Source organism: Corynebacterium evansiae, assembly GCF_027570065.1.
Taxonomy (GTDB): domain Bacteria; phylum Actinomycetota; class Actinomycetes; order Mycobacteriales; family Mycobacteriaceae; genus Corynebacterium; species Corynebacterium evansiae.
This window is the reverse complement of record NZ_JAKMUT010000006.1, coordinates 40589-64649: the sequence shown is the minus strand read 5'-3', so window position 1 is coordinate 64649 and position 24061 is coordinate 40589. Positions and strand designations below refer to the sequence as shown.

The 24061-nt window shown below is 64.8% G+C and carries 20 protein-coding genes; 4 read left to right on the top strand and 16 right to left on the bottom strand.

Annotation, left to right across the window (positions count from 1 at the left end):
* Positions 1-61: 61 nt before the first annotated feature.
* The 14 genes from L8V00_RS07375 to L8V00_RS07310 all read right to left on the bottom strand — a co-directional run bounded on the left by L8V00_RS07375 (position 62) and on the right by L8V00_RS07310 (position 17161).
* Positions 62-781, bottom strand: a complete 720-nt coding sequence (locus L8V00_RS07375; RefSeq protein WP_239316613.1) for a cell division protein FtsQ/DivIB — start codon at positions 779-781, stop codon at positions 62-64.
* Positions 778-2286 carry a UDP-N-acetylmuramate--L-alanine ligase gene (gene murC / locus L8V00_RS07370; protein WP_035005457.1) on the bottom strand — a complete coding sequence of 503 codons (1509 nt, stop codon included), beginning with the start codon at positions 2284-2286 and terminating at the stop codon, positions 778-780. The genes L8V00_RS07375 and murC overlap by 4 nt, the downstream gene beginning before the upstream one ends.
* A 59-nt stretch (positions 2287-2345) precedes the next feature.
* Positions 2346-3458 carry an undecaprenyldiphospho-muramoylpentapeptide beta-N-acetylglucosaminyltransferase gene (gene murG / locus L8V00_RS07365; RefSeq protein WP_239316609.1) on the bottom strand — a complete coding sequence of 371 codons (1113 nt, stop codon included), beginning with the start codon at positions 3456-3458 and terminating at the stop codon, positions 2346-2348.
* Positions 3459-3463: 5 nt separating this feature from the next.
* Positions 3464-5131, bottom strand: coding sequence for a putative lipid II flippase FtsW (gene ftsW / locus L8V00_RS07360; protein ID WP_269944645.1), 1668 nt, complete (start codon positions 5129-5131; stop codon positions 3464-3466).
* A 7-nt stretch (positions 5132-5138) separates the two neighbouring features.
* Positions 5139-6665, bottom strand: coding sequence for a UDP-N-acetylmuramoyl-L-alanine--D-glutamate ligase (gene murD, locus L8V00_RS07355; RefSeq protein WP_420840049.1), 1527 nt, complete (start codon positions 6663-6665; stop codon positions 5139-5141).
* Between the two features lie 60 nt (positions 6666-6725).
* On the bottom strand, positions 6726-7826 hold the full coding sequence (gene mraY, locus L8V00_RS07350) for a phospho-N-acetylmuramoyl-pentapeptide-transferase (RefSeq protein WP_269944643.1): 1101 nt from the start codon (positions 7824-7826) through the stop codon (positions 6726-6728).
* A 7-nt stretch (positions 7827-7833) separates the two neighbouring features.
* Positions 7834-9348: a UDP-N-acetylmuramoyl-tripeptide--D-alanyl-D-alanine ligase gene (locus tag L8V00_RS07345; RefSeq protein WP_269944642.1), complete on the bottom strand. Its 1515-nt coding sequence runs from the start codon at positions 9346-9348 to the stop codon at positions 7834-7836.
* Entirely contained in the window at positions 9345-10964 is a 1620-nt protein-coding gene (locus tag L8V00_RS07340) for a UDP-N-acetylmuramoyl-L-alanyl-D-glutamate--2,6-diaminopimelate ligase (protein WP_269944641.1), read from the bottom strand. Before L8V00_RS07340 ends, L8V00_RS07345 begins: the two co-directional genes overlap by 4 nt.
* Positions 10961-12853 (bottom strand): peptidoglycan D,D-transpeptidase FtsI family protein, encoded by a 1893-nt coding sequence (locus tag L8V00_RS07335; RefSeq protein WP_269944640.1) that lies wholly within the window; start codon positions 12851-12853, stop codon positions 10961-10963. Before L8V00_RS07335 ends, L8V00_RS07340 begins: the two co-directional genes overlap by 4 nt.
* A gap of 110 nt (positions 12854-12963) precedes the next feature.
* Complete coding sequence (ftsL, locus tag L8V00_RS07330; RefSeq protein WP_269944639.1) at positions 12964-13848, bottom strand: cell division protein FtsL; 885 nt, start codon at positions 13846-13848, stop codon at positions 12964-12966.
* Positions 13849-13916: 68 nt separating this feature from the next.
* Positions 13917-14969, bottom strand: a complete 1053-nt coding sequence (rsmH, locus tag L8V00_RS07325; RefSeq protein WP_269944638.1) for a 16S rRNA (cytosine(1402)-N(4))-methyltransferase RsmH — start codon at positions 14967-14969, stop codon at positions 13917-13919.
* 239 nt (positions 14970-15208) lie between these two features.
* Positions 15209-15640: a division/cell wall cluster transcriptional repressor MraZ gene (gene mraZ / locus L8V00_RS07320; RefSeq protein ID WP_034986508.1), complete on the bottom strand. Its 432-nt coding sequence runs from the start codon at positions 15638-15640 to the stop codon at positions 15209-15211.
* A 534-nt stretch (positions 15641-16174) separates the two neighbouring features.
* Positions 16175-16585 (bottom strand): DUF3040 domain-containing protein, encoded by a 411-nt coding sequence (locus tag L8V00_RS07315; protein WP_269944637.1) that lies wholly within the window; start codon positions 16583-16585, stop codon positions 16175-16177.
* Positions 16586-16726: 141 nt separating this feature from the next.
* Positions 16727-17161: an SAV_6107 family HEPN domain-containing protein gene (locus L8V00_RS07310; protein WP_269944636.1), complete on the bottom strand. Its 435-nt coding sequence runs from the start codon at positions 17159-17161 to the stop codon at positions 16727-16729.
* A gap of 173 nt (positions 17162-17334) precedes the next feature.
* Here L8V00_RS07310 and L8V00_RS07305 point away from each other — a divergent pair, with 173 nt between their 5' ends.
* Entirely contained in the window at positions 17335-17967 is a 633-nt protein-coding gene (locus tag L8V00_RS07305) for a GNAT family N-acetyltransferase (protein ID WP_051876276.1), read from the top strand.
* On the opposite strand, the gene metF is transcribed toward L8V00_RS07305, so the two are convergent.
* Positions 17964-18932 carry a methylenetetrahydrofolate reductase [NAD(P)H] gene (gene metF / locus L8V00_RS07300; protein WP_269944635.1) on the bottom strand — a complete coding sequence of 323 codons (969 nt, stop codon included), beginning with the start codon at positions 18930-18932 and terminating at the stop codon, positions 17964-17966. The genes L8V00_RS07305 and metF overlap by 4 nt on opposite strands.
* A gap of 186 nt (positions 18933-19118) precedes the next feature.
* On the opposite strand from metF, the gene L8V00_RS07295 reads away from it, so the two are divergent.
* Genes L8V00_RS07295 through L8V00_RS07285 form a run of 3 tightly spaced genes read left to right on the top strand, consistent with a single transcriptional unit; the run spans position 19119 to position 23722 of the window.
* A complete protein-coding gene (locus tag L8V00_RS07295; RefSeq protein WP_269944634.1) occupies positions 19119-20249 on the top strand; it encodes a polyprenyl synthetase family protein in 1131 nt (376 codons plus the stop codon).
* Positions 20250-22040 carry a phytoene desaturase family protein gene (gene crtI / locus L8V00_RS07290; protein WP_269944633.1) on the top strand — a complete coding sequence of 597 codons (1791 nt, stop codon included), beginning with the start codon at positions 20250-20252 and terminating at the stop codon, positions 22038-22040.
* A complete protein-coding gene (locus tag L8V00_RS07285) occupies positions 22037-23722 on the top strand; it encodes an alpha-(1->6)-mannopyranosyltransferase A (protein WP_269944632.1) in 1686 nt (561 codons plus the stop codon). The genes crtI and L8V00_RS07285 overlap by 4 nt, the downstream gene beginning before the upstream one ends.
* Here L8V00_RS07285 and L8V00_RS07280 read toward each other — a convergent pair.
* Positions 23622-23987: an Rv2175c family DNA-binding protein gene (locus tag L8V00_RS07280; protein WP_049049577.1), complete on the bottom strand. Its 366-nt coding sequence runs from the start codon at positions 23985-23987 to the stop codon at positions 23622-23624. The genes L8V00_RS07285 and L8V00_RS07280 overlap by 101 nt on opposite strands.
* Between the last annotated feature and the right edge of the window lie 74 nt (positions 23988-24061).

Genomic DNA, 24061 nt, shown 5'->3' with positions numbered 1-24061 from the left:
TGGTGGCGTGTCGTATCCTTAAAGTTCAACTTAAAGCTTAAACTGGGGTTTCATCCCCACTTCAGCCCTGCCTGACGGTGGGCATGGCGGGGTTCGAAACGTTCCAATTTCCCTCGCGTCCCAACACAATTCGGGTCGCCTCGGCCTTCTCATCCGCCCTATCTGCCGAGCCCCAATACACAGCCTGATTAGGGAAGAAGAGGCGAATGCTGTCCGCCGACTCAGCCTCGATCCCCTCCAGCTTCCCGCGCAGATCATCCGAAAGCGCAGTCAACGCCTTCGTCGCCGCGTCGATAGCCCGGGCATCATCGGCCTTAGTCTTCTTAAACTCGAAAGCCCCTTCAGGCTTCACACCCGTCAAGAACACCTGCCCATTTTCGTCCACTACGTGTGGCGTGTCGCCATCCATGACGTAGCCGATGGCCTGGTGCTCGGTCACATCGACCGTCACCGTGGTGGGCCAGGAGCGCTTAACGGTCACCTTCTCCACCCACGGCACGGCAGATACGCCCTTGGCGGCTTCTGCCATGTCCAGGCGCAGCATGTTATCGCCCGCATTAATGGCGCTGGCCTCCCGGATCGCCTGCGGATCCGCGTTCGTCGTGCCCTGCACATCGATCTGCGACACCTTCACGATGGGCGCCGCATACGCAACCACGCCCAGCAGCACAACCAACGCGACGATCCCCGCGACGAGCCACTGCAGGCGCTTTCGCGGCGTGTTGCGGCCCTTCTGGCTCTGCTGGTTCCTCTTGTTCTTTGTTCTTGACGCCCTACTCACCCGCGATCACCACGGTCCAGCTCCAGCAGAATCTCGTCCGCCAGCATCGTCACGGTGCCCGCGCCAATCGTCAGCACCATGTCGCCACGCTGCACCAGCCCGGCGACTACGCCGGCCACGCGCGAGAAGTCGGGCTCAAACACGCACTCGGTGGAGGCATCGATCTTGTCTCCGATGATGCGCGAATCCACGCCTTCCACCGGCTCCTCGCGGGCGCCGAAGATGTCCAGCAGCACCACCTGGTCGGCCAGAGACAGGGCCTCGGCGAACTCGTCGGCGAAGTTGATCGTGCGGGAGTACAGGTGCGGCTGGAAGACGGCCACGATGCGCCCACCTCGGGCTTCCACCCGCTGACGTGCGGCCGACAGGACGGCCGCGACCTCGGTCGGATGGTGTGCGTAGTCGTCGTAGACCTCCACGTCCCGGCGAGTGCCGTGGTATTCGAAGCGGCGGCGCACGCCGTCGAAACCACCGATGCCCGCGATGACCTTCTCCACGTCCGCGCCCAGCAGCGCGCTGCCCAGCACGGCCGCGGTGGCATTCAGCACCATGTGGATGCCCGGAATGGCCACGCGCAGCGAATAGGTGCCAGCGCCCTTGCCAGCACCCTGCTGCGCGGCTCCGTTCACGGCCTCAGTCAGCCGCAAGGCGGAAACGGTTCCCTCGGCGGTCACCTCCGTGCTTTCGATGATCGCTGCTGGGGGCACGGAAGAGTGGGCGTCACAAGCTTCGGCAGTGCCATAGCCAACAACGCTAAACGGCAAAGGTTCGCCGGCCTCGGCACCGGCGATAAGCTTCTCGGCGAGCGCGGCCGAACCCGGATCGTCCAGGCACGCGACCAGGAAGCCGCCCGGCACGATGCGGTGGGCGAACTTCTCGAAGACCTCCCGGTAGGCCGCTTCCGTCTTGAAGTAATCCAGGTGGTCGGGCTCGATGTTCGTGACCACCGCGATCTCGGGCGAGTAGGACAGGAAGGAGCCGTCGGACTCGTCGGCCTCGGCCACGAAAATCTCGCCTGTGCCGTTGTGGGCATTCGTGCCCGCACGGTTCAGCTGGCCGCCGATGGCGAAAGAGGGATCCTGCCCCGCGGCCTGCAACGCCGCCACGGCCATCGACGTCGTAGAGGTCTTGCCGTGCGTACCCGCCAGCAGGAAAGCACGGCGATCCTGCAGCAACAGCGCCAGAATGTCGGAGCGGCGGAGCACCGGAATGCCTGCCTCGCGGGCGCCGACGAGCTCTGGGTTATCCTGCGGAATCGCAGCGAAGGAGGTGACGACCACCGTGGGCATCTCCCCCAGCAAGCGCAGGTTTTCCGCCGCGTGCCCCACCTGAATCTGCGCGCCGGCCGCGCGCAGCGCCATGATGCTGCGCGACTCCTTCATGTCCGACCCGCTGACCTGGTAGCCGCGGTCCAGCAGGATGCGGGCGATACCGGACATGCCGGCACCGCCGATGCCCACCATGTGCACGCGGGAGAGGTCCGTGGTCTGAGGCTGCTCGCTCATCGTGGAAGAAGATGCCTTTCTAGAAGGGAGGAATGGTTTGTACTGGGGCTGTACTGGGGCTAAGCTTCGGCGGCTGCGATGATCTTCTCGGCGATCTTCTCGGCAGCGTCCCTGTGGCCTGCGGCCAGCGTTGCCAGGCTGGCGGCGTGCCAGCGGGTTTCGTCGCGCAGCAACGGGATGACTTCCTGGGAAACGCGGTGGCCGGTGAGCTCGGCATCCTTGATGATCACCCCGCCGCCGGCGTGGGTTATCGGGCGGACATTAAGTTCCTGCTCGCCGTTGCCGTGCGGCAGCGGCACGTAGATGCCCGGCAGGCCGACAGCGGAGACCTCGGCAACGGTCATTGCGCCCGAACGGCAGAGGATCGCGTCCGCGGCGGCCAGCGCCAGGTCCATGCGCTCGATGTACGGGACGGCCACGTAGGGAGGCGTGCCCTCCTTGACCTCCGCGGGCAGCTCAATCTCGTTCTTCTTGCCGTAGGCGTGCAGCACCCCGATGCCCGCGTCCTGCAAGGTCTTCGCAGCATCCACCACCGCGTTGTTGATACTGCGCGCGCCCTGCGAACCGCCGGTGACCAGCAGCAGCGGGGCTTCCGGATCCACACCGAAGAACTCGCGGGCCTCCGCACGCAGGGCCTTGCGGTCCATCTTCAGCACGGATTCGCGCACGGGGATGCCCACGATCTCGGCGTCCAGGCCGGAATCCTCGACTGCCGCCAGGCCAGTTCCGCCCAACTTCACTCCCAGCTTGTTGGCCACGCCCGCGCGGGCATTGGCCTCATGGACGAAGAAGGGAATCTTGAGGGAACGCGCCGCCAAGTAGGCCGGAGCGGAAACATAGCCACCGAAGCCGATCACCACGTCGGCCTTCACCTCGCGCAGCACCCGCTTCGTCTCCTTCAGTGCCTTGCGCAGGCGCAGCGGCAGTGTAGCCAGGTCCTTGTTCACCTTGCGCGGCACCGGCACCGGCGGGATCAGCTCCAGGTCGAAGCCGCGTGCCGGCACCAGTGTGGTCTCCAGGCCACGGGTGGTGCCCAGCGCGGTGATGCGCGCGTCGGGGCGCTGCGCGCGAACTGCCTCTGCCACGGCCATGGCGGGTTCAATGTGCCCGGCCGTTCCGCCGCCGGCAACGACGACTGATAGCTTCCGGTCGGCTTCTGGCTTCGGGTTCACTTTGGCTAGCGCCTCCTGTGTCGGTTATCGATAGTTCTGCGAGTCTTGCGAGCCCTCGGCGGCCCCGCCTCGTCCGCCCGGTGACGGCTACGCGGGATCGGCTTCGGGGTCGCAGTGGGTGGCAGGTCCTGCCTTCGCACTCCATCGTAGCCACGCAGACGCGACTCGCCGCCGACGCGACGGATAGACTGCTCCACCCGGTCGCGTTCGCGGCGGACGTCCTGGCTCCCCCGGCCAGCGCTCGCCCGCTGGCGGGTAACCGGCTCGCCGTAGCTATAGGCCGTCTCGCGGCGCTCGTTACGGCGCTGCTCGCCCGCCTTGTATCCCTGCGGCTCCGGCAGCATGAGAATCCGATCGATGAGGGGGCGGCCTTCATGCTGCATGGAGGAGACCGTCTCCGGCTCGTTACGGGCACAGTTGCACAGCAACCCCATGGAAAGGAGGGTGATGATCGCCGACGAACCGCCGGCGGAGATCAGCGGCAGCTGGATGCCGGTCACCGGCAGCAGGCCCACAACGTAGCCCATGTTGAAGAAAGCCTGCACGGAAATACCGATGGTCAGCGTTGCCGCCAGCAGCCGCAGGAAAGGATCCTTTTGCGCCAGGGCTGTGCGAATCCCGAACCAGCCCAGCATTCCAAACAGGAACACAACGAAGAATGCACCAAGAAGCCCCAGCTCCTCGCCCACGATGGCAAAAATAAAATCATTCTTTGCTTCTGGCAGGTAGAACCACTTTGCTCGGGACTGTCCCAAACCGACGCCGAACATCCCACCGTCAGACAGAGACAAAATGCCCTGGTGGGAATGGTAGGCCGCACCTTGGGTCGTGGACTCGCTGAAGTTCAGCGTCAGGGCGTCCTTCCACGTCTTAATACGATCACCGCGGAAGCTCTGACGGGTAATCGAGAACACGCCCAGCACCGCGACGCTTCCCAGCACCGAGGTAATGGCCCGGCGACTAACACCGGCGAAGAAGATGAGTGCGGCGACCACGATGCATACGGAGAACGCCATGCCAAGGTCTTTCTGCAGGAACACCAACGCCACGATCGCAGCACTCACGATCAGGAAGGCGCCGAGGCCGGAGTTGAGGCGCTGTGTGGCACGTGCCTTGTAGGAGACCGTGGCTGCTCCCCACACCGCCAGCGCTAACTTCGCCACCTCGGAGGGCTGCACGCCAACGGGGCCAATGCGAATCCACGAGTTCGAACCGACTTCTTCGCCACCGATACCAACGCCGGGGATCAGCACCATGATCAGCATCACAATCGCAACTCCCAGCAGCAACGGGGAATACTTGCGAATCGTCTCCGGGCGCATCCGTAGCGCCACCCACATAGCCACCAATCCGAGGAATACGACCACGGCCTGCTTAATAAACTCACCAAAGACGCTCGAGCCGCTGGCGTAGGAAGTCACCATCGACGACGACAGCACCATGACGAGCCCCAGGATGGTCAGGCACGCCGTGACGACCATCAGCACCTTGTAGTTCAGCTGCGGGGTGGCCAGCTGCGCGGTGAACTTGCGGTGCAGGGATGCCAGGCCGCGCTCGCCGCCAGATTCCTGGCTCACGGACGTGCGCTCCGGCTCGGGTCGCTCGCCGTGCGGGCTGTTCTCCCCTGCGCCGGGGATGCGCCGGCGCTTCGAATTGGACGTCGGAGTGGACATCGCGCGCCTATCCCCTTTCCTGTGTTGCTTGAGTCTCTTGTGCCGTCTGTTCGGCTCTATCGGCCCCAGCATATGCCACCGCATACTGGGCGAACAGGTCGCCACGCTGGCTCATGCCGGTGTACATATCCAGCGACGCTGCCGCCGGGGCCAGCACCACGCTGTCGCCGGGTTGCGCCAACTCGTGGGCGGCGCGGGCGACGGCACGCATCGCTTCTTCTGGATCGGTGGCGTCAATAACAGTGACCGGCAGGTCGGGCAGCTGCCGCGACACTTCGGCGACGAGCTCCGCGCGATCCACGCCCAGGGCCACCACTGCCTTGAGGGCGCCGCCGATCGCCCGGATTAGCCCGTCGACCGCCGCGCCCTTCAGCTGCCCACCGGCAACCCAGATCACATTGCGCTGGCCCCGCAGCGCGGCCTCGGCGGCGTGCGGGTTGGTGGCCTTCGAGTTATCGATCCAGGTAACGCCTCCGTGCTCCAGCACAACCTGTCCGCGGTGCGCCTGCACCTTGAATCCGGCCAGCGCGGCTTCGATGGCCGCCGGAGCCACGCCCAGCGCACGCGCCATCGCCGCACTCGCCGCGGCATCGGCAAGCCCTGCAGGCCCGGGAGGGCTAATCCCCTGCGCCGGAGCGAGGTCCGTGGTTTGGCTCGGGTCGTCGATGACGACCTCGATCAGCCGCCCGTCGCGCACCCCGACTACTCGTTCCGTGTTTTGTGACGCCACCTCTTCAGGGTCGTGGATCGTGTACCCACTGCGCGCCGCGACCTGGCGGGCGCGTGCGGTGGCCACAACGTCTGAGTCGTCCAGGGCCAGGACAGACTCCTCAGCGGTCAAGACTTGTGCCTTGTCTGCGCAATAGTTGTCGTAGCTCCCGTGCCAATCCAGGTGGTCTTCGGCAAGGTTCAGAATGCAGCCGACGGTGGGCTCGAACATGGGCGCCCAGTGCAGCTGGAAGCTGGATACCTCGGCGACAAAGACGTCGGAGCGGGGTTCGCCGCGGTGCTGGCCAGCCAGGGCGGCGGAAGGGGCAATGCCAATGTTGCCCACGGCCAGGGCGGCGCGCCCATCGGCGATCAGCATGGAGGTCAGCATCGCCGTGGTGGTGGTCTTACCGTTCGTTCCCGTCACCGCCAGCCATGTGCGGGGCTCACCGAAGGCCCCGGCTTGGTCGGCCAGCCAGGCTGCGGCAATATCCCCAATCACGGGGATTCCCAGCTCGGCGGCGCGGGCCAGCAGCGGGGATTCGGGCTTCCAGCCCGGGGAGGTCACGACGAGCCGCGGGGCCAGGTCTTCTAGGGAGTCGATGGCGTCGGAGACATTCAGCAGCCGCAGCTCCGTCTCCCCATCGTCGGCGATGTGGCCAAGTGCCTGCGCGTTATCGTCTGCAACCAGGACCAGCCGGGCGCCGAGGGCGCAGAGCATGGAGATCACGCCCCGCCCGGCCACGCCCGCGCCCGCGACCAGAACGGTCTGGGTGCGCATGGTTTCTAGGGCGTCTGCGGGGTGAAGTGCGGGTGTCGATTCCACGGCTGGGTTGTCCTTACATTGCTAGCGAATTGTGGGTTTGTGGGCCTGCCACTGGCAGGCCTAGAAGCTGGCGCCGTTGAGCCACTCCGCGTAGAAGATCGCGAAGCCGGACATCGCCGCCAGCGCGGCCAGCAGCCAGAAGCGGATAACGACGGTCGTCTCCGCCCACCCCTTGTTTTCAAAGTGGTGGTGGATCGGCGCCATGCGGAACACGCGCTTGCCGGTGGCCTTGAAGGAGACCACCTGGATCACCACGGATGCAGCCTCGATGACAAAGATGATGCCGACCAGGATCATCAGCAGCTCAGTCTGGGTTGTGACGGACAAGCCTGCCACCAGGCCACCAAGGGCCAGCGAGCCGGTATCACCCATGAAGATCTTCGCGGGAGCCGCATTCCACCATAGGAAGCCCAGGCAGGCACCCAGACCGGCGGAGGCGAGCATCGACAGGTCCAACGGGTCACGCACCGCATAGCAGGCGGCCTGTGCACTGACGGCACAGGAGTTACGGAACTGCCAGAAGGTAATCAGCACGTAGGTGCCCATGACCATCGCGGTCACGCCGCTGGCCAGACCATCCAGGCCGTCGGTCAGGTTCACTGCGTTAGACCAGGCGGAGATGATCACGTAGATGAAGATCAGGAACAGAACCATGCCCACGATGGCCGGCCCGATGGCGATGTCGAACGTCGCAATATCGCGGACAAACGACAGGTGCGTGGAGCCCGGGGTGAGTCCGTGCGCGTTCGGGAACTGCAGGATCAGCAGGCCAAAGACAATCGCGGTTACCAGCTGCCCCACGAGCTTCGCCTTCGCGTTCAGGCCCAGGTTCCGGCCCTTGACCAGCTTGATGTAGTCATCGGCAAAACCCAGCCCGCCCAAGGCAAGCGTCAGCCCCAGCACCAGCCAGCCGCTGACGCCCGGCCCGGCGCCGGTGGTTATAAGACCCACCAGCACGGCCACCAGGTAGCCGAACACGATGCCCGCCAGCACGGCGATGCCGCCCATGGTCGGGGTGCCGCGCTTCTTGAAGTGCGACTTCGGGCCTTCCTCGCGGATCTCCTGGCCCAGTCCTTCGGCGGAAAACCAACGGATCAGCACCGGAGTCAGCAGTACGGACACAAGGAAAGCGACCGCACCTGCGATAAAGATTTGCAACATGGGATTTTTAAGCTCCTTGGTCCTCGCCGATCAGCAGTCCTTCTGCCACGGCCCATAGTCCGTCCGAATACGATGCCTTGATCAGCACCACATCCTGCGGGTTCAAACTCATGTCTAGATAGTTCACCGCGCCGTCGATGTTCTCAACAACGTGGGTTTCCACTCCACTCTCCCGGGCGGCGTTGGCCAGCGCACGCTGGTTCACCCCGTTGCCCACGATCACTGCGTGGTCGATGCGCCGCTGCGCCAACACGTGGCCGAGTTCGGCATGCTCGTCGCTCGCGTCCTCGCCCAGCTCGCCCATCTGCCCCAGCACGGCCCAGCTTTCCGCCTCGCGGCGCCCCTTGGCCGTGTAAGCCAGCGCATCGATTCCCGCGCGCATGGATTCGGGGTTGGCATTGTAGGAATCGTTGATGATGGTCACCCCGTCGGATTCGCGGGTGCGCACGTCCATGCGGTTCACGCTGGCGGCGACGTGAGAGCTCAGCAGAGATGCCACCGTGGCGGCGTCAATACCCAACTCGATACCAACCGCCGCGGCGGCGAGCGCGTTCGAGACCTGGTGGGCGCCGAACACCGAAAGCTCCACGCGCACCGGCTGACCTGCCGGGTGGTGCAGCATAAAGCTGGCGCGGGCCACGGCATCGAGCTCGATGTCGGTAGCGTAGTAATCCGCCGGGACACCCGCGGCACCCGTCGCGCCCTCCGTGGAGAAGCGCACAACGCGCGCCGCGGTGCGCTTATCCATCGCCGCGACCTTGTCGTCGTCGGCGTTCAGTACGGCCAGGCCACCCTCGGCGGCGGCTGGCAGTGCCTCCACGAGCTCGCCCTTCGCCTGCGCGATGGCCTGGCGGGAACCGAACTCGCCCAGGTGGGCGCTGCCGACGTTCAGCACCACGCCCACGCGCGGTGGAGTGACGGTCGTCAGGTGCTGGATGTGGCCCACGCCACGGGCAGACATCTCACTGACGAGAAAGCGCGTGTCGCGGCTGGCACGCAGGGCGGTGTACGGCAGGCCGATCTCGTTGTTGAAGCTGCCGGGCGGGGCGACGGTCTCCCCCGCCTCGCGCAGCACCGCGCCGATCAGGTCCTTAGTGGAGGTCTTGCCCGCGGAACCAGTAACGCCGACGACGACCATGCCTTCCTCGGCGGCCAGTACGTCGGTGTTGTAGCGCGCGAGCTTGTCCACGGCAGCCAGCACTGCGGCGCCGTGGCCTTCCACGTCGAATTCGAAGGCGGTGGCGTTGGAGGTCTGCTCGTTGACCTCTACCGGAGCCGCCAGCAGCGCGGGCTGCTCCACCTGACGGCCGACGATCAGTAGCGCGGCGCCGTTCTGCAATGCAGCGTCGGCGAAGTCGTGCCCGTCGGCGCGGGCTCCGGGCAAGGCCATGAAGATCGCGCCCGGGGTGATCTTGCGCGAATCGAACTCCGCAGGGCCGGTCACTACGGCCTGCGGATCCACGTCGTTAATCAGTGTGCTGCCCGTTACCTCGGCGATTCTCTGGGTTGTTAGTTCAATCATCGCTTCTGCCTACCTTCACCATTATCTGCCTCGCGCTCTTGCCGCACCCGGTTCTGCAGAGCTGCCGCCAGCTCCTCCACATCGTCGAAGGGGTGCATCGTGCCGGCCACCAGCTGCCCCTTTTCGTGCCCCTTACCGGCCACGACCACCGCGTCTCCGGGGCGTGCCCACGCCACAGCCGCGGCGATTGCCTCTGCACGGTCGGGCACGATCTCGCACACGGTCTCGCCGTTTGTTGGTTGTTCTTGTTCTTTCTTCTGGACGCCCTCTCGCGCCCCCGCGTAAATAGCCTCTCTAATCGCGGAAGGTTCCTCATCCCGGGGATTGTCATCCGTGACGAACACCGCATCGGCCAGCTCCGCGGCGATGCGGCCCATGATCGCGCGCTTGTCGTGATCGCGGTTTCCACCGGCCCCGAGAACGATTCCGATGCGGGCTTCCGGATCCGGCAGGTAGTCGTGCAGGCTACCCAGCACGGCCTGAACCGCGCCCGGCTTGTGCGCATAATCAACCATAGCCAGGAAGTCCTGGCCCTCCTCGACCAGCTGCATGCGGCCGGGCACCTGCACGTCTTGCAGGGCCTGTACGGCGGCGCTGTCGCTGGTCAGCGCGTCTCCCGTAGCTGCCTCGATGCAGGCCAGCGCCACCAAGCTGTTGGCCTGGTTGAAGGAGCCCGCCATGCCGATGCTGTAATCCAGCTCGCGGGGTTCGGCGCCGCCTGCGATGTCCAGGCGAATGTGCTGGCGGCCGCTGGGGGTCACTTCGGCGGAGGCAATGGACCATACCGGGCCGCCTGCTTCGGTCGTGTGGTCACCGCCCTGGGGGTACAGCGCCACGGTCGGCGAGTGCTTCGCGGCGATGGCGCGCATGCGCTCGCCCCACTCGTCCTCGCAGCAGATCACAGCGGTGCCCGGAACCCTCCCGTCCTCAACGCGCTCGAATAGCAGCGCCTTCGCCTGGAAGTAGTCCTCCATCGTCGGGTGGAAATCCAGGTGGTCCTGGCTCAGGTTCGTAAACGCCACCACGTCGAAGTGCACTCCGCGCACCCGGCCTAGCTGCAGGGCGTGGCTGGAAACCTCCATCACTAGGTGCGTGGCACCCTCGGCAACCATGCGCGCCAGCAGCGCCTGCAGCGTGGGTGCCTCCGGGGTGGTCAGCGAGGTCGGAATCGGCTGGCCGTTGATGCGGGTGCCGGTGGTGCCGATCAGCCCCACCTGCAGCCCCGAATCCAGCAGAGCCTTCTCCACCAGGTAGCTGGTGGTGGTCTTGCCAGACGTGCCGGTGATGCCAATGGTCTTCAGCTGGCGTGCCGGGTGGCCATAAACCTCCGCAGACACCGCGCCCATCCACTCGCGAACGTCGTCCACGACAATGCACGGTAGCGGCGTAGGGGCGTCATCAATAATGCGCTGGCCTGCGGCGTCGGTAAGAACGGCGGCCGCCTTGCTATCCGCGGCGAAGGTCGCGCCGTGGACCTTCGAACCAGGAACAGCACAGAAAAGGCCGTCCGGCTGCACATCATTAGAGCCGATCGCGGCAGAGGTCACCTCCACACCCTCCCAGGGGCCGGTGAGGGTTCCTCCGCAGATTTCGGCGAGCTGCTTCAGCGATGTCATTGATTTGCCTCCAGCATCAGCTTTGGTCCTGCTTCCTTGGACAGCGGCACGTTGTAGTGGTCGAGCATCCACGCCATGATGTCGTGGAACAGAGGCGCCGCGCTGCCACCCGCGCCCCCGTCAGTACCGCGCTCGGGGTCATCCAGCATGATGCCAACCACGAAGCGGGGCTTGTCGGCGGGTGCGATACCCGCGAAGTTGATCCAGTACTTGGAGTTCGAATAGGCGCCCGTGTCCGGGTCGACTTGCTGGGCCGTGCCCGTCTTGCCGGAAACCTGGTAACCGTCGATGGCCGCCGGCGCACCAGAGCCCTGCTGAACTCCGGTTTCGTCCTTCTGCGTCACCGCACGGAACATGTCCACGGTCGTGCGGGCAGTCTCCGGGGAGACCACGCGGGTCTCCTTCGCCGGGTCGGAATCCAGCTCCGCGCCGTCGGACGTGGTGATCTTGTTGATCAGCCTGGGCTCCACGCGCACGCCGTCGTTGGCCAGCGCCTGGTAGATGCTGGTCATCTGCAGCAGGCTCATGGACATGCCCTGGCCGATCGGCAGGTTGGCGAAAGTGCCGCCGGACCACTGGTTCAGCTCCGGCATGTAGCCGGCAACCTCGTACGGCAACCCCACGCCCGCAGTCTGGCCTACACCGAACTTGCGGAAGTATTCGTACATCTTCTCCTCACCCACGCGCTCGGCGAGCATCAGGGTGCCGACGTTCGAGGACTTACCGAAGATGCCGGTGGTGGTGTACGGAACCTCGCCGTGGTCCCATGCATCCTTCACTGTCACGCCGGACATCTCGATGCTGCCGGGGACCTTAAGCACCTCATCCGGGGTAGTCTTGCCCTCCTGGATGGCTGCCGCGGCGGTCATGATCTTGGCCACGGAGCCCGGCTCGAAGGAATCCGCCGTGGCGCGATCGCCGAAGACCTTCTTGCGCTTCAGCTGCTTTTCGATGTCCCCGTTCGGGTCAATGGAATCGCTAGAGCCCATGGCGATGATCTCGCCGGTCTTCGAATCCAGCACGACGGCCGAGGCGGATTTTGCGCCCGACTTCTCGCGCGCCTGTTGCAGTGCCTGCTGTACATAGGTCTGCGCGTCCAGGTCGATGGTCAGCTCGTAGGAATCGCCGTTGACGGCCGGGTGCACATCGCGGGTGGAGCCCGGAATCTGGTAGCCATCGCCTCCAATGTCCACGGTGCGCGAACCGTTGATGCCCTGCAGGCGCGCATCCTGGGACAGCTCCAGGCCGAACTGCCCCTGGTTATCGGTACTGATCTTGCCGATCATGTTCTGCGCCACCGCGCCGTTGGGGTATTGACGCAGGTCCTGGCGTTCGACGGTGATCTCGGGGAACTCCTCGCCAACCTTCTCAGCAACGTCCGGGTCGACGTTGCGCACCAGCACCTCGTAACTTCTATCGCTGGTCAGTTTGTCGCGGATATCGTCTTCCTCGATATCGTCGCCTTCTTTATTGATCATCTCGGGCAGACGCTTGGCGATCTCTTCGATGCGCTGCTTGGGCTCGGGGTTCTCCTCGGGATTTTCTTCATAACTTTCCTGCATGAGCTTTTCGGCCTGCTTCGGGAGCACAGCGAGGCTGCGTGCGTCCATGGTGTAGGCCAGCACCTGGCCATTGCGATCCGTAATGCCTCCGCGCAGAGCCGGTTCGGTAATCACCGAGGTACGCTGCAGCTGCGCTTGATTAGACAGCGTTGGGCCGGCGACCAGTTGTACCCAGGCGAGGCGCAGCAGCAGGGCGAAAACCGTCAGGAAAATGACTAGGAACACAAGGCGTACGCGCTTGTTAAAGCGCGCGAAGGAGGTATCCAGGATCAACCACGAGTTAGAGTCAACCGTCCGCGGGGAGCGGCGGTCGTTGGGTGTGGACACGTGGTTGCCCTCCTTTCTATTCACTCTTGGTTATTGTCCCCGTAAATACGAAAACAGGCCGGGGTTGGCCCCGGCGTGTCTGAAGTTTTCGGTTTGCTGTCCGCGGTGACCTAGCTCGGCGCCGGGGCCGGCGCCTCCGCCGCGGGCGCTGGAGCAGGAGCCGGTGCTGGAGCAGGTGCTGCCGGAGCCGGCGCGGGCGCCGGTGCAGGCGCCTGACCCGCCGGGCCGCCGGAGTACGGAAGACCACCGTTGCCCTGTGGGTTGTTGCGAGGACCGCTGACGTCTACATCTGGGGCGCGGTCACCTGCAAGGACCGGGTGGTCCGGGTGCAGCCCCTCGACGCGTTCGGTCTTGTTCGGATCACTGGTTGCGCCACGACGCTTAGTTTCGCCGTTGACGTCGACGACTTCCTTGCCATCTTCAGCGTTGGCCGGGCGGGTTTCCTCGATCTTGCCGCCGCGATCCTCCAGAATGCCGGACTGCTTCGGGGTAACCATGCCCATCTCGCTGGCTTCCTTGGCGATGTTGGCGGAGGACTTCGCGTTGGCGACGTCCCGGTTCAGACTCTCGATCTCGTTTTCCAACGTGGTGCTTCGAGACTGCGCATCGGAGATCTGGAACGACTGCTTAGTCGTGACGGCGGACAGCGCCATGATGGAAACCACGCCGAGGATGAAAACAGTAACCGCCAGCACGATGCGGCGGGTGAGCTTCGGGTTCCCGCGCTCCAGGGCAATGATGCGCCGCCCGCGGACCGAGACCTGCTGGCGCGAGCCCACCCGGCTACCGCCGAAGCGGCGAGTACTGCGCCCCGGGGCGCTGGTGCGGTTGGCATCCCAGGCACTTCCGCGGCGGGTCGGCTCGGCGGTGCGCTGGCTAGAGCGCGCCGGGCGAACCTTGGCGCGTGAGCGGTCGGCAACGCCGCGACCGGCTACGGTGGTGCGATCGCGGTCGGTGTGCTGGCCTCGGGTGCGGATGGTGCCTGGTGCTGTCATGTGATTCCTTCCGAATTATCGGAGGTCCGGGTTTGTTTCTATCAGTGGTTCTAAGGTGTTTTGTCTAGCTAACTGGGCGTGTCCAGCGGAAATGTTGTTTTCCCTCTGTCGCTGACCCTGCTGTAGGCCCTCACCCTCACGGGGGCGGCCCGGGAGTTCTGCTCGATCTCCGCCTCGCTGGCCTTCTCTGCCCCGCGGGTTTTGAGCTCGAACTCGGCTTCCATGCCGGGCAGCTCCATCGGCAACCCCGGCGGGGTCTTCGAGGTGCTGAGCTGCACCAATGCCTTCTTGACGATCTTGTCCTCCAGCGACTGGTAGCTCATGAACACGCCGACGGCGCCGACATGTAGCCAGCGGGAGATCTCCGGGATCAGGTTCTCCAGCGACTCAAGCTCCGCGTTCACCTCGACGCGCAGCGCTTGGAAGGTGCGCTTCGCCGGGTGGCCGCCGGTGCGGCGCGATGCCGCCGGGATGGTTGCGTACAGCAGCTCCACCAGCCGCGCGGAGTTCTCGAAGGGTTGCTTCTCGCGCTCGCGGACGACCGCGGAGGCGATCTTGCCCGCGAAGCGCTCGTCGCCGTAGGTCTTCAGGATGCGCGCGATCTCGCCGTGGCTGTAGGTGTTGAGGATCTCGGCGGCGGTCAGCGGGCTGCTGGGATCCATGCGCATATCCAGCGGCGCGTCTACCGCGTAGGCGAATCCGCGTTCCGGCTGGTCCAGCTGCATGGAGGACACTCCGAGGTCGAACAGAAACCCGGAGATGCCGTGCTCCCGCACGCTGGCCGGGAGTTTGCCCTGTTCCATCAGGTCCTCCAGCGCTTCGGTTACTCCATCGAAGCGGGTCTGGTAGGAAACGAAGCGGTCCCCGAAGCGCACCAGGCGCTCATTGGCCTCCGCCAGTGCGTTGGGGTCGCGGTCTAGGCCGACGACGGTTGCGTGGGGAAAGGCGTCCAAAAAGGCCTCGCTGTGACCGCCTGCGCCGAGGGTCCCATCGACGATGACCGGGTGGGCGGGCGCGTTTTCGCTGTTTACGCCCAGCCCCACGAGCTCGACCATGCGGTCGCGCATGACTGGGGTGTGGCCGTGCTCTTCGCGCTGCTCGGCTCCACGTTCTTCGTTCATCGGTGTTCCCTCCTTCCCTCACTGCGTTTCTTGGGGTGCTATGCAGTTCATGTGCCACATAGCTACTTATGTGACTCAAAAGCTAAAGGAGTGCGTACAGGGCCTCACCTGCGTGGGTGCGGGCTTGACATTGGGGAAGTACGTCAAGATTCCGCGTCGTCCACGCAGGTAAGGGCCTGCGCACACTCCGTTTTCACTATGAATTTGTCTTATCTGGTCAAGCGCTAAGGCCTTCGGGGCTACAGGAATGTCGCCAGCACTTCATCGTCGCCGTCCGAGAAATCCTCTTCGTGCTCCGCGCTGTACTCGGCCCAGCTTTCGGCATCCCAGATCTCGATGAAGTCGACGTTGCCGATCACAACACATTCTTTCGTGAGACCCGCGTAGCTTCGGTGCATCGCCGAGACCGAGATGCGCCCCTGCGAATCGAGGGTTTGCTCGTCGGCGCTGGCCGCCAGGTTGCGCACGAAGGCGCGAGCTTTCGGGTTCGTGCGCGAGGCTTCAGCCGCCTTCTTCGCCCGTACCAGAAACTCTGCCTTGGGGTACACAGCCAGGCTGCGATCCTGCCCTTTCACGACCATCAGGCCGTCACCGAGCTCCTCCCGAAACTTTGCCGGCAGGGTCAGTCGACCCTTGTCGTCCAGCTTCGGCGTGAAGGTGCCGAAAAACATGCATCGGCCCCTTTCCGTTGGAAGATCTCTTGTTTCGTTTTGCCGTCTATGTCGTGGATGGCGGGCGATTTCTTGCCCTGACCAGTGGTTTCGCTATGAAGTTTGGAGTTGTTGGCACAGCTTTGCTCCAACGAGCCCCACTTTACCCCACTCTCCCCCACAAACTCCACAACACGAGGTGTTTTTGCGCACCTTTTCTCAATATTTTTCACATCAACAACGTTCAAGCTGGACTTTACCCCTTCGCCCCTCGCCCCTTCACACACAGCCCCTCACCCTTCTTTCTTTGTGACGCCACCATTCCCCCACCCCCTTATCTCAGCCAACTGAGCCATTTGCGCAGGTAGGAATATTCAAGCCACCCCTCCTCCGACGCTTGGATGCGCGCGCCCGCAACACCAGAGGGATCAAAAGGGCTTGAGGTGGGGCGAAGTGGGGAGGCTCCCCCTAGTTTCGACTAGATACGACAAAACCACCGTCCTCCATGCGTGGAGGACGGTGGTTCCTTAAGTTAGATCTAACTGGTGGGCTTGACTAGCGCTCGAAGCGGCGACGGAAGCTATCTTCCATCTTGTCGCCGATGCCACCGGAGTGGCCCGAGCCAGCCTTCTTCGCCGCACCGGGCTTGCCACTCTTGGAAGACTTGGAGCGCTTGATAGCTGCGGTCTCCGGATCATCGTTGGACTGGAATGCCAGAAGGCCGCCGCCGAACATGATCAGGAACCCGAGCACGCTCAACGCTACGAACCACAGCGAAAGCTGGGCCGCAGCAATGCCGCCGACCATCACCGCAAGACCGAGGACAATGAGCGCAATCGAGCGGATGTTGAAGCTGATCGTCTGTTCGCCGCTATTGGAAGCCTGCTTTGCCAAGCGTGGATCCTCGGCGATCAACGCCCGTTCGATCTCCGCGAGCATCCTCTGCTCTTGCTCCGATAGAGCCATCGCGACCTCCCAAATGTTTGCGGCTACTCTTCCTAACGCTTTAGGCGTAAAGAAAGTTTCCAGCCTGGGCGAACTCCGCCCACTTCTCACCCATCCACCCTACATCAACCTGCGGTTTTCAAACAACGCCCACTTTTCGCCCTAGGCAACCTCCGGCAGGTAATTTACTGCCCCGCGGGCGAAATCCACCAGATCGCAGGCATCGCGATAGATCGCGCCACGCGCATTCTCCGGCAGTCCTCGGTTAAGCCCCAACCCCGCCCTACTCGCTACCCGCGCGTGCACCTCAAAGGTCTCTGCCCAACCCTCCAAGTCGGGGCGCAAAACCCGCAGCTTCGCCCACGCACTCCCGGAAGGGCGACGCTTTCGCGTGGCCATCTCCCACTCAATCAACGCACCTGCCGCCCGCAGGGCAGCTCGGTAGGCATAGACGATCGCCTCGGGCTCACGTAGTTCCGATCGAGATAGCTCCAATTGGCGCTCCGCCTCGTCCAGGAACCCCCGCGCCCCGCGACTGAGACTGTAACGAGCCCGCGCCCCCAGCTGCTTGGGTTGGGCCAGCATGTTCTCGTTCATGGTCTTGTCCCCTCTTCCTTTTGGCCTATCGCCTTGACTATTAGACCTCACTCTAGGAAGCGCCTCGGACATCCCACCGAGAACACAACTCAAAATAGAACACCTGTTCTAACTGGCATCTTTCGCGCCAATCTTCCTCCAACGCCTCCCCCGGCAGTGGCACTATTGAAGCCATGCCCCAGGACACGCCCCGCACACCCTCCGCCGCCGATTCCCCCATGCGCGTGTCCGTGGTTCCCGCCACCAATCGCCACTTCATCACCCGGCTCGACGAGCTCATCGATATTCACCTGGCGGCCATGGACTATCCAAACGAGACGCACGCCCAGCGCAAGTCGCTGTGGTTCTACAACGGATCCCAGCCGGACTTCACCTGCAGCATGGCCCTCCTCCACCGCGCGGAGGAACAGCCGGATCCGGGTAACGCCCGCCAGCGCTGCGTGGGCATCGGCTTTACCTTCCGCGGCTCCCCGAACACCTGGTGGTATCGCCAAGTCGCCCGCGGCCTAGTGCTTAACGGGCACTCCCGCGCGGAGGCCACCCGGATACTGCATGCCTACGCCGAATTATCCGAAATACATGTGCTTCCACCGGCGCAGGGTGAGGGCGTCGGCACCACAATCCTGAACGACCTGCTAGAGCGAACGCCACAGAACACGGTGATGCTCTCCACACCCGAGGTGGAAGGCGAGGCCAACGCAGCCTGGCAGCTTTATCGCAAGGCCGGGTTCACCGATGTGCTGCGGAACTTTAAGTTCCCGGCGGACCCCCGGCCGTTCGGGATCTTGCAGCGCACACGCAGCTAACGCACCATGTCGTGCCCCAGCCCCGGCCCCCACGCCGGAGCCATGCCCAGGTTGTGCAGGACCTCCTGGGTGGCGCGCACGTTATTCATCGTCATGAAGTGCAGGTCCGGAACCCCCTCGGCAATGAGGCGCTCGGCCATCTCGGTGGTCACCTCGATGCCGACCTCGCGGATGGCGTCGCGGTTTGCGACCTCGTCGCCGGCTGCAGCATCCAGCAGGCGCTTCTCCAGCTTCGGTGGCAGAGCAGCACCCGCCAGCTCCATCTGGCGGCGCACACTCCGCAGGGATGTGATCGGCATCAGCCCCGGAATGATCGGCTTCTGCCCATGCTCCGGATCCGCCTTCGCCAGACGATCGCGTAAGCGCAGGTAGTGGTCCACATCGAAGAACATCTGCGTAATCGAGTACTGCGCCCCGGCGCGGAGCTTGGCCAGAGTGTATTCCGTGTCCTGTTCCAAAGAACCCGTGCGGTAGTGGCCTTCGGGGAAGCTGGCGATGCCGATATCGAAGTCGGCGCATTCGGGCATCTCGCGGATCATGTCGATCAGTTCCACCGCATAGTTCAAGCCACCGGGGGTGGGCACCCACTCGGCATTTGGATCCCCCGGCGGGTCGCCGCGCAGCGCCAGCAGATTCGTCAGCCCCAGCAAGGCATAGGTGCGCAGCATGTCTTGCAGCTCTTCCTTGGTGTGCTGCACCAGCGTCATGTGCACCAGGGTTGTCAGCGGCTTCGTGCCCAGGCGCTCGGCGACACGCAGGGTGCGCTCGCGGGTACTGCCGCCGGCGCCATAAGTTACCGAGGCGAAGCTCACACCGAGGTCGTGGAATGCCTCGGCCGCGTTCCACAGGCGCTCTTCGGCCGCGTCGTCGCGCGGCGGCATGAACTCCACGGAGAACGGAACGCGCCCGGGAGTGTAGAGCGAAAGGGACTGGGATACGGCAACCTGCCTGCGGATACTAGCCATACCCAAAGATCATATAGACAGAGCTGTCCATTTCAAGACTTTGGCCTACATTTGGCATTTTCCCTGCGCGCGATCACCCCCGCGGCCTGTCCGTTCGCTCACCCGTTCCGCCCGCCCGCCACGGTGGCGTCACCCCAGCACTACCGTTGTTCGCACTTGTCGCGCGAGCCCTTAGAATAGAGAGCCATGAGTACCGATGAGCTGGCCGCGCACCCCTGGCGCCTCGATTCCCCACTGTCCGCAGTTCCGTCCGCCGTCGATGCCCAACTAAAGGAGTACCTGAACCGCTCCCAGGAGGAGTTCTCCCACATCGGTCCCCTCGTCGGCGGCGCCATCACGGTGCTGCGCGACTTCATCGTCAACGGCGGCAAGCGCGTCCGCCCGACTTTCGCCTGGGCAGGCATCCGCGCGGCGCTCGAAGGCGGTGGCGGTTCATCGCCGGCTGCGGGTATCGACCAGGGCGCCATCTTGAATGCGCTGTCCGCCTTCGAGTTCATCCAGGCCTGCGCCCTCATCCACGACGACATCATCGACCGCTCCGATACCCGGCGCGGCTTCCCCACCGCCCACCGCACCTTTGAATCGAAGCACCACGAACGCGGCTGGCTGGGTTCCTCCGAGCACTACGGGATCAGCCAGGCAATTCTCATCGGCGACCTCGCCTTTGCCTGGGCGGACGACCTGTACAACGGCTCGGGGCTGAGCACCACCGCGCTGCAGCGGGCACGCCCGGCCTGGCGGGCAATGCGCACCGAGGTGATCGGGGGCCAGATCCTGGACATTGCCCTGGAAGCCAACGGCAGCGAAGACGTTGCGGATTCCTTTGCCGTGATCAAGTACAAGACGGCCTCCTACACCGTCGCCCGCCCGCTGCACATCGGCGCCGCACTGGCGGGCGCCAACGAACAGACTCAGACCATGCTCCGCAATGTGGGCCAGGACATCGGTGAGGCCTTCCAGCTGCGCGACGATCAGCTGGGAGTTTTCGGCGACCCGGAGGTCACCGGCAAGCCCTCCGGCGACGATCTGCGCACCGGCAAGCGCACCACCCTCATCAACGAGGCATTGCAGCGGGGCGACGAATCCCAGGTCGCGGCCCTCCGCGAGGGGCTGGGCAAGGGCGAGGAGTCCGCGGAGACGGACATCGAACGCCTCCGCGACATCATCTACGACACCGGCGCGCAGGCCGAAGTGGAGAAGCTGATCGAGGCGCGCACGCAGCGGGCCATCGAGTCCCTGCGCGCGGGTGGTTTGGGTGCCGACATCACTGCGGAGCTGACCCAGCTGGCGGAAGAACTAACGCACCGGAGGTTTTAAATGAAGCTATCCACCCGCTCTGCCGACGGTCGCCGTCACCTGAGCCTGCCCAGCCCCTTGGTTCCCATGACGCGCCCCACGATGCGCAAGCGCCTGCCCGGCAACGGCGAGCGCGTGGTCGTGATCGGCGCCGGGCTGGCAGGGCTCTCCGCTGCCCTGCGGTTGCGTTCCGCGGGGCGCGAGGTCACCGTCATCGAGGCCGCCAACGCCGTGGGCGGCCGCTGCCGTAGCGAGCAGCTGACCAGCGCACACGGGGACTTCGTGGCCGACACCGGTGCCACCGTGCTGACGATGCCCGGCCTCATCGAATCCGCCGTGGCCTCCGTGGGCATCGACTTGCGTTCCGAGACCGCCGCCGAGCAGCTGGGCCTGGAGCGCCCGTGGGCACCCCAGCGCCTGGCCCCGGCCTATCACGCGCAGTTCGCCAGCGGCCGCCACGCCGAAGTCTTCGCCGACCGCGATGCGATGGTGGCGGAGATCCGCCGCTTCGCGGATTCCAAGGGTCTGGATCGCACCGCCACAGACGAGCTGGCCGCCGGTTATCTGGCTCACCGCGAATGGTCGCAGAATGTCTTCAGCGCCAGCTTCGAGAACTTCCTAGCCGCCGACTTCGACGGTGCGCTGGATTTGCTGTCCACGCCCGCTGCGGCGTCCGACCTTAGCCACCTCGGCTCCCTCGGCGCCTTCGGCAGCCTCGGCAAGGCCGCGGCACGGCACATCCCCGACGCAGAGCTACAGCGGTTGTTTACCTTCCAGGCGCTGTACGCGGGCGTGGCGCCGAAGAATGCGCGTGCGGTCTACACCGTCATTTCACACATGGATACCTCCATGGGCGTGTTCTACCCAGGCTTTTCCATGAGCGAAGTGCCGGAGGTCATGGCCGCGGCGCTGCGGGCCGCCGGCGGACGCATCATCACCTCGGACGCAGTCGAGCACGTGGACTTCTCGGAGAACCTCATCACGGGCGTGCGCACCAGCTCCGGCGAATACATCGACTGCGACGCAGTCGTGGCCACCCCGGACCTGCCGGTGGTGGGCGAGCTGCTCACCCGTTCCGGCCGGGAAAGCGCGCTGATCTCCCGCTCCTTCGCCCGCCGCATGTGGCGCAAGGTCGCCCCGCTGCGCTGGTCCCCTTCTGCCGTGGTGATTCACGGCAGCATTCCGACGGAAGTCTCCGGCCAGTGGGAGTCGCAGCGCCACCACACCATCAGCTTCGGCGAGGCATGGGACGAAACCTTCCGCGAGATCACCGCCCCGCACGGTCGCGGCAAGCTAATGAGCGACCCGTCGTTGCTGCTTACTCGCCCGGCGCGCACCGTTGCCGGCCGTACCTTCGGCGGTGTTGTTGAGGGTGACGCCACGTCTCCCCGCGCGGGCGTGAGTACGTGCACTGGCACGGGCGCCTACGAACCGCTGAGCATCCTCGCCCCGGCGCCGAACCTGCGTTCGGCGGATATCGACTGGGAGAACGTCACGGATCCGTACGTCCAGGAGCTCCTGGGGGTGTTGGAGGCCCGCGGCTACTCGGGCATTGCCGAGCACTTCCGCGCCGCCCGGGTGGATACCCCGGCCTCGTGGCAGGACGACCACGGTTTCGGCGCGGGCAGTCCGTTCGCGTTGGCGCATTCCTTTACCCAGACTGGCCCCTTCCGGCCTCGTAATGCCCGCGCGTTCGGTGTGGATAACTTGGTGCTCGCCGGTTCTTCGACCACACCGGGCGTGGGTGTGCCTACTGTCATCCTCTCCGGCGCTCTGGCCGCCCGCCGCATCACCGGCGGTGGTGTGTTGTGACGGCGGCTGCGGAGGGCTTTGTGGACAAGGCTCGTTCCTGGCTGCAGTCGGTGGGCTACAGCCGCGCCGTCTGGATGGGGCTTATCGGCAGCATCGTTTTGACGATCACCTCCCACAGCGTCGGTGCCGTGCGCTCGCGCGGTGGCATCATGCAGGTCATCGGCCTGAGCTCCTTTACCTTCGGCCATGCCGCAGGCATGGTGACGGTCGTGATGTGGTTCGCCTTGGCGGCGATGGTGCTCAGTTGGATCATCGTCGGGCGGCACATCCTCGTGCGTGGTGAGCCGCTGCGCCGCTCTGCCATCGCCGCCTGGATCGGCCCATTGGTGCTGGCCGGGCCACTAATGTCGCGGGACATTTACTCCTACCTCATGCAGGGCACGCTGGCCCGCGATGGCTTCAACGCCTACGAGGTCGGCGCGGCGGCCAACCCCGGCCCCCTGCTGTTCGAGGTCAGCGCCGACTGGCGCAACACCACCACGCCCTACGGCCCGCTGCACATGGGAGTGGGCCAGGCCATCACTTCCGTCACCGGCGATAACATCACCGCCGGCATTTTCGCCTTCAAGTTGCTCTCCATCGCGTCCGTGCTGGTGATGGCCTGGGCAGTAGCGAAGCTCGCTACGCATCTGGGCATCCGGCCGGACGTGGCCGTCTGGCTGGGTGTGTTTAACCCGCTGAGCGTGCTGCACCTGATCGGTGGCATGCACACCGAGAACATGATGATGGCTTTGGTGCTTCTCGGCTGCCTGTGCGCGGTGAAGCTGCAGCCGGTTCATGGTGCCCTGGCCGCATCGGCGCTGATCGGTGTGGCGACTGCCCTGAAGGCCACGGCGTTTATCGCCCTGCCGTTCGTCGTGTGGATTCTGGTCGCCCGGGTGGCAGGGGCACTGCCCTACTCCGCGGGTAAGGCCCGCTGGCTGCGCCTTGCAGATACGTGGCGCCGCTTCGGCACGCTGGTGTGGGCGGGGCTGGTCAGCGTGCTGGCATGCGTTGGCATGCTGGCGCTCGTGACCATCCTGACCAACCAGACGTGGGGCTGGGTCACGGAGGTCACCGGCAACTCCAAGGTCATCAACCCCCTGGCTCTGCCGTCCTTTATCGCCTCCTCATTGGAGCCAGTACTGTCGCGCATCAACGACGACCTGACTTTCAACGTGTTGGTGGATGCGATCCGCCCGGTCAGTAGCGCCCTGATGCTCCTCGGCCTGGTCGCCACCTGGTGGCTGTTCCGCCACGACGAGCGCACAGCGTTTACCGGCATGGCCGTCGCCTATGCGATCACCTGCGTGCTCAACACGGTGACGCTGCCGTGGTACTACACCGCGCCCCTGGCGCTGGTGGTGCTGGCCAGCCAATCGCGCATGGTCATCTACCTCACCAGCGTGTTCTGCATGTGGGTGACCTTCATGTTCGACGGCGGCGGCAACAACCGCTTGTACGCACTGTGGTGGGTGCTCGCCTTCGCGGCGATTTTCGCCTGGGTGGTACAGGCCTGTCTGGAATTCCCACCCCGTCGCCAGCCGCAGGCTAAGCAGAGTCAGCAGCAGGCTAAGCAGAGCCAGCAGCAGACACAGTGGGCTATAGAATTGCCATCGCTTGCGCCCGACGCATCACCTCGCGGGCAAGGTGGCCGTGCAGAGCGTCCACCGGGCGCCCCGGCAGAGAGTCGTCCTCAGTAAAGAGGTAATCCAGAATCTCCGCGTCGGAGTAGCCGCCGTCGCTCAACAGGGCGATCGCCCCGGGGACGAAGCGGTTCAGCTGCCCGTCCTCGTCCAGGAAGCGGGCGGGAACGTGCCGCACGCGGTCGATCTCGACTGCCAGCAGCTGCTTCTTGCCCAGCATGTCCATGACCTTGGTGACGACCAAGTTCATTCGCTCCGCGACTTCTGGTAGGGTCAGAACCTCTTCACCAGCGGGAACGCCGTTCACTGGCTCCGCGAGCACGCGCCCCTGACCCTCCTGGCCAGGGCGTGCGCCAGAGCGTGTAAAGGTGCCGTGATCTTCTGCGTGCTTGTTTT

What these genes read in the sequence shown, in the direction of transcription:
- murC (WP_035005457.1), bottom strand. Translation starts at nt 2,286, where the DNA reads ATGAGCGAGCAGCCTCAGACCACGGACCTCTCCCGCGTGCACATGGTG.
- ftsW (WP_269944645.1), bottom strand. Translation starts at nt 5,131, where the DNA reads ATGTCCACTCCGACGTCCAATTCGAAGCGCCGGCGCATCCCCGGCGCA.
- mraY (WP_269944643.1), bottom strand. Translation starts at nt 7,826, where the DNA reads ATGTTGCAAATCTTTATCGCAGGTGCGGTCGCTTTCCTTGTGTCCGTA.
- L8V00_RS07345 (WP_269944642.1), bottom strand. Translation starts at nt 9,348, where the DNA reads ATGATTGAACTAACAACCCAGAGAATCGCCGAGGTAACGGGCAGCACA.
- L8V00_RS07340 (WP_269944641.1), bottom strand. Translation starts at nt 10,964, where the DNA reads ATGACATCGCTGAAGCAGCTCGCCGAAATCTGCGGAGGAACCCTCACC.
- ftsL (WP_269944639.1), bottom strand. Translation starts at nt 13,848, where the DNA reads ATGACAGCACCAGGCACCATCCGCACCCGAGGCCAGCACACCGACCGC.
- rsmH (WP_269944638.1), bottom strand. Translation starts at nt 14,969, where the DNA reads ATGAACGAAGAACGTGGAGCCGAGCAGCGCGAAGAGCACGGCCACACC.
- mraZ (WP_034986508.1), bottom strand. Translation starts at nt 15,640, where the DNA reads ATGTTTTTCGGCACCTTCACGCCGAAGCTGGACGACAAGGGTCGACTG.
- L8V00_RS07315 (WP_269944637.1), bottom strand. Translation starts at nt 16,585, where the DNA reads ATGGCTCTATCGGAGCAAGAGCAGAGGATGCTCGCGGAGATCGAACGG.
- L8V00_RS07310 (WP_269944636.1), bottom strand. Translation starts at nt 17,161, where the DNA reads ATGAACGAGAACATGCTGGCCCAACCCAAGCAGCTGGGGGCGCGGGCT.
- L8V00_RS07305 (WP_051876276.1), top strand. Translation starts at nt 17,335, where the DNA reads ATGCCCCAGGACACGCCCCGCACACCCTCCGCCGCCGATTCCCCCATG.
- metF (WP_269944635.1), bottom strand. Translation starts at nt 18,932, where the DNA reads ATGGCTAGTATCCGCAGGCAGGTTGCCGTATCCCAGTCCCTTTCGCTC.
- L8V00_RS07295 (WP_269944634.1), top strand. Translation starts at nt 19,119, where the DNA reads ATGAGTACCGATGAGCTGGCCGCGCACCCCTGGCGCCTCGATTCCCCA.
- crtI (WP_269944633.1), top strand. Translation starts at nt 20,250, where the DNA reads ATGAAGCTATCCACCCGCTCTGCCGACGGTCGCCGTCACCTGAGCCTG.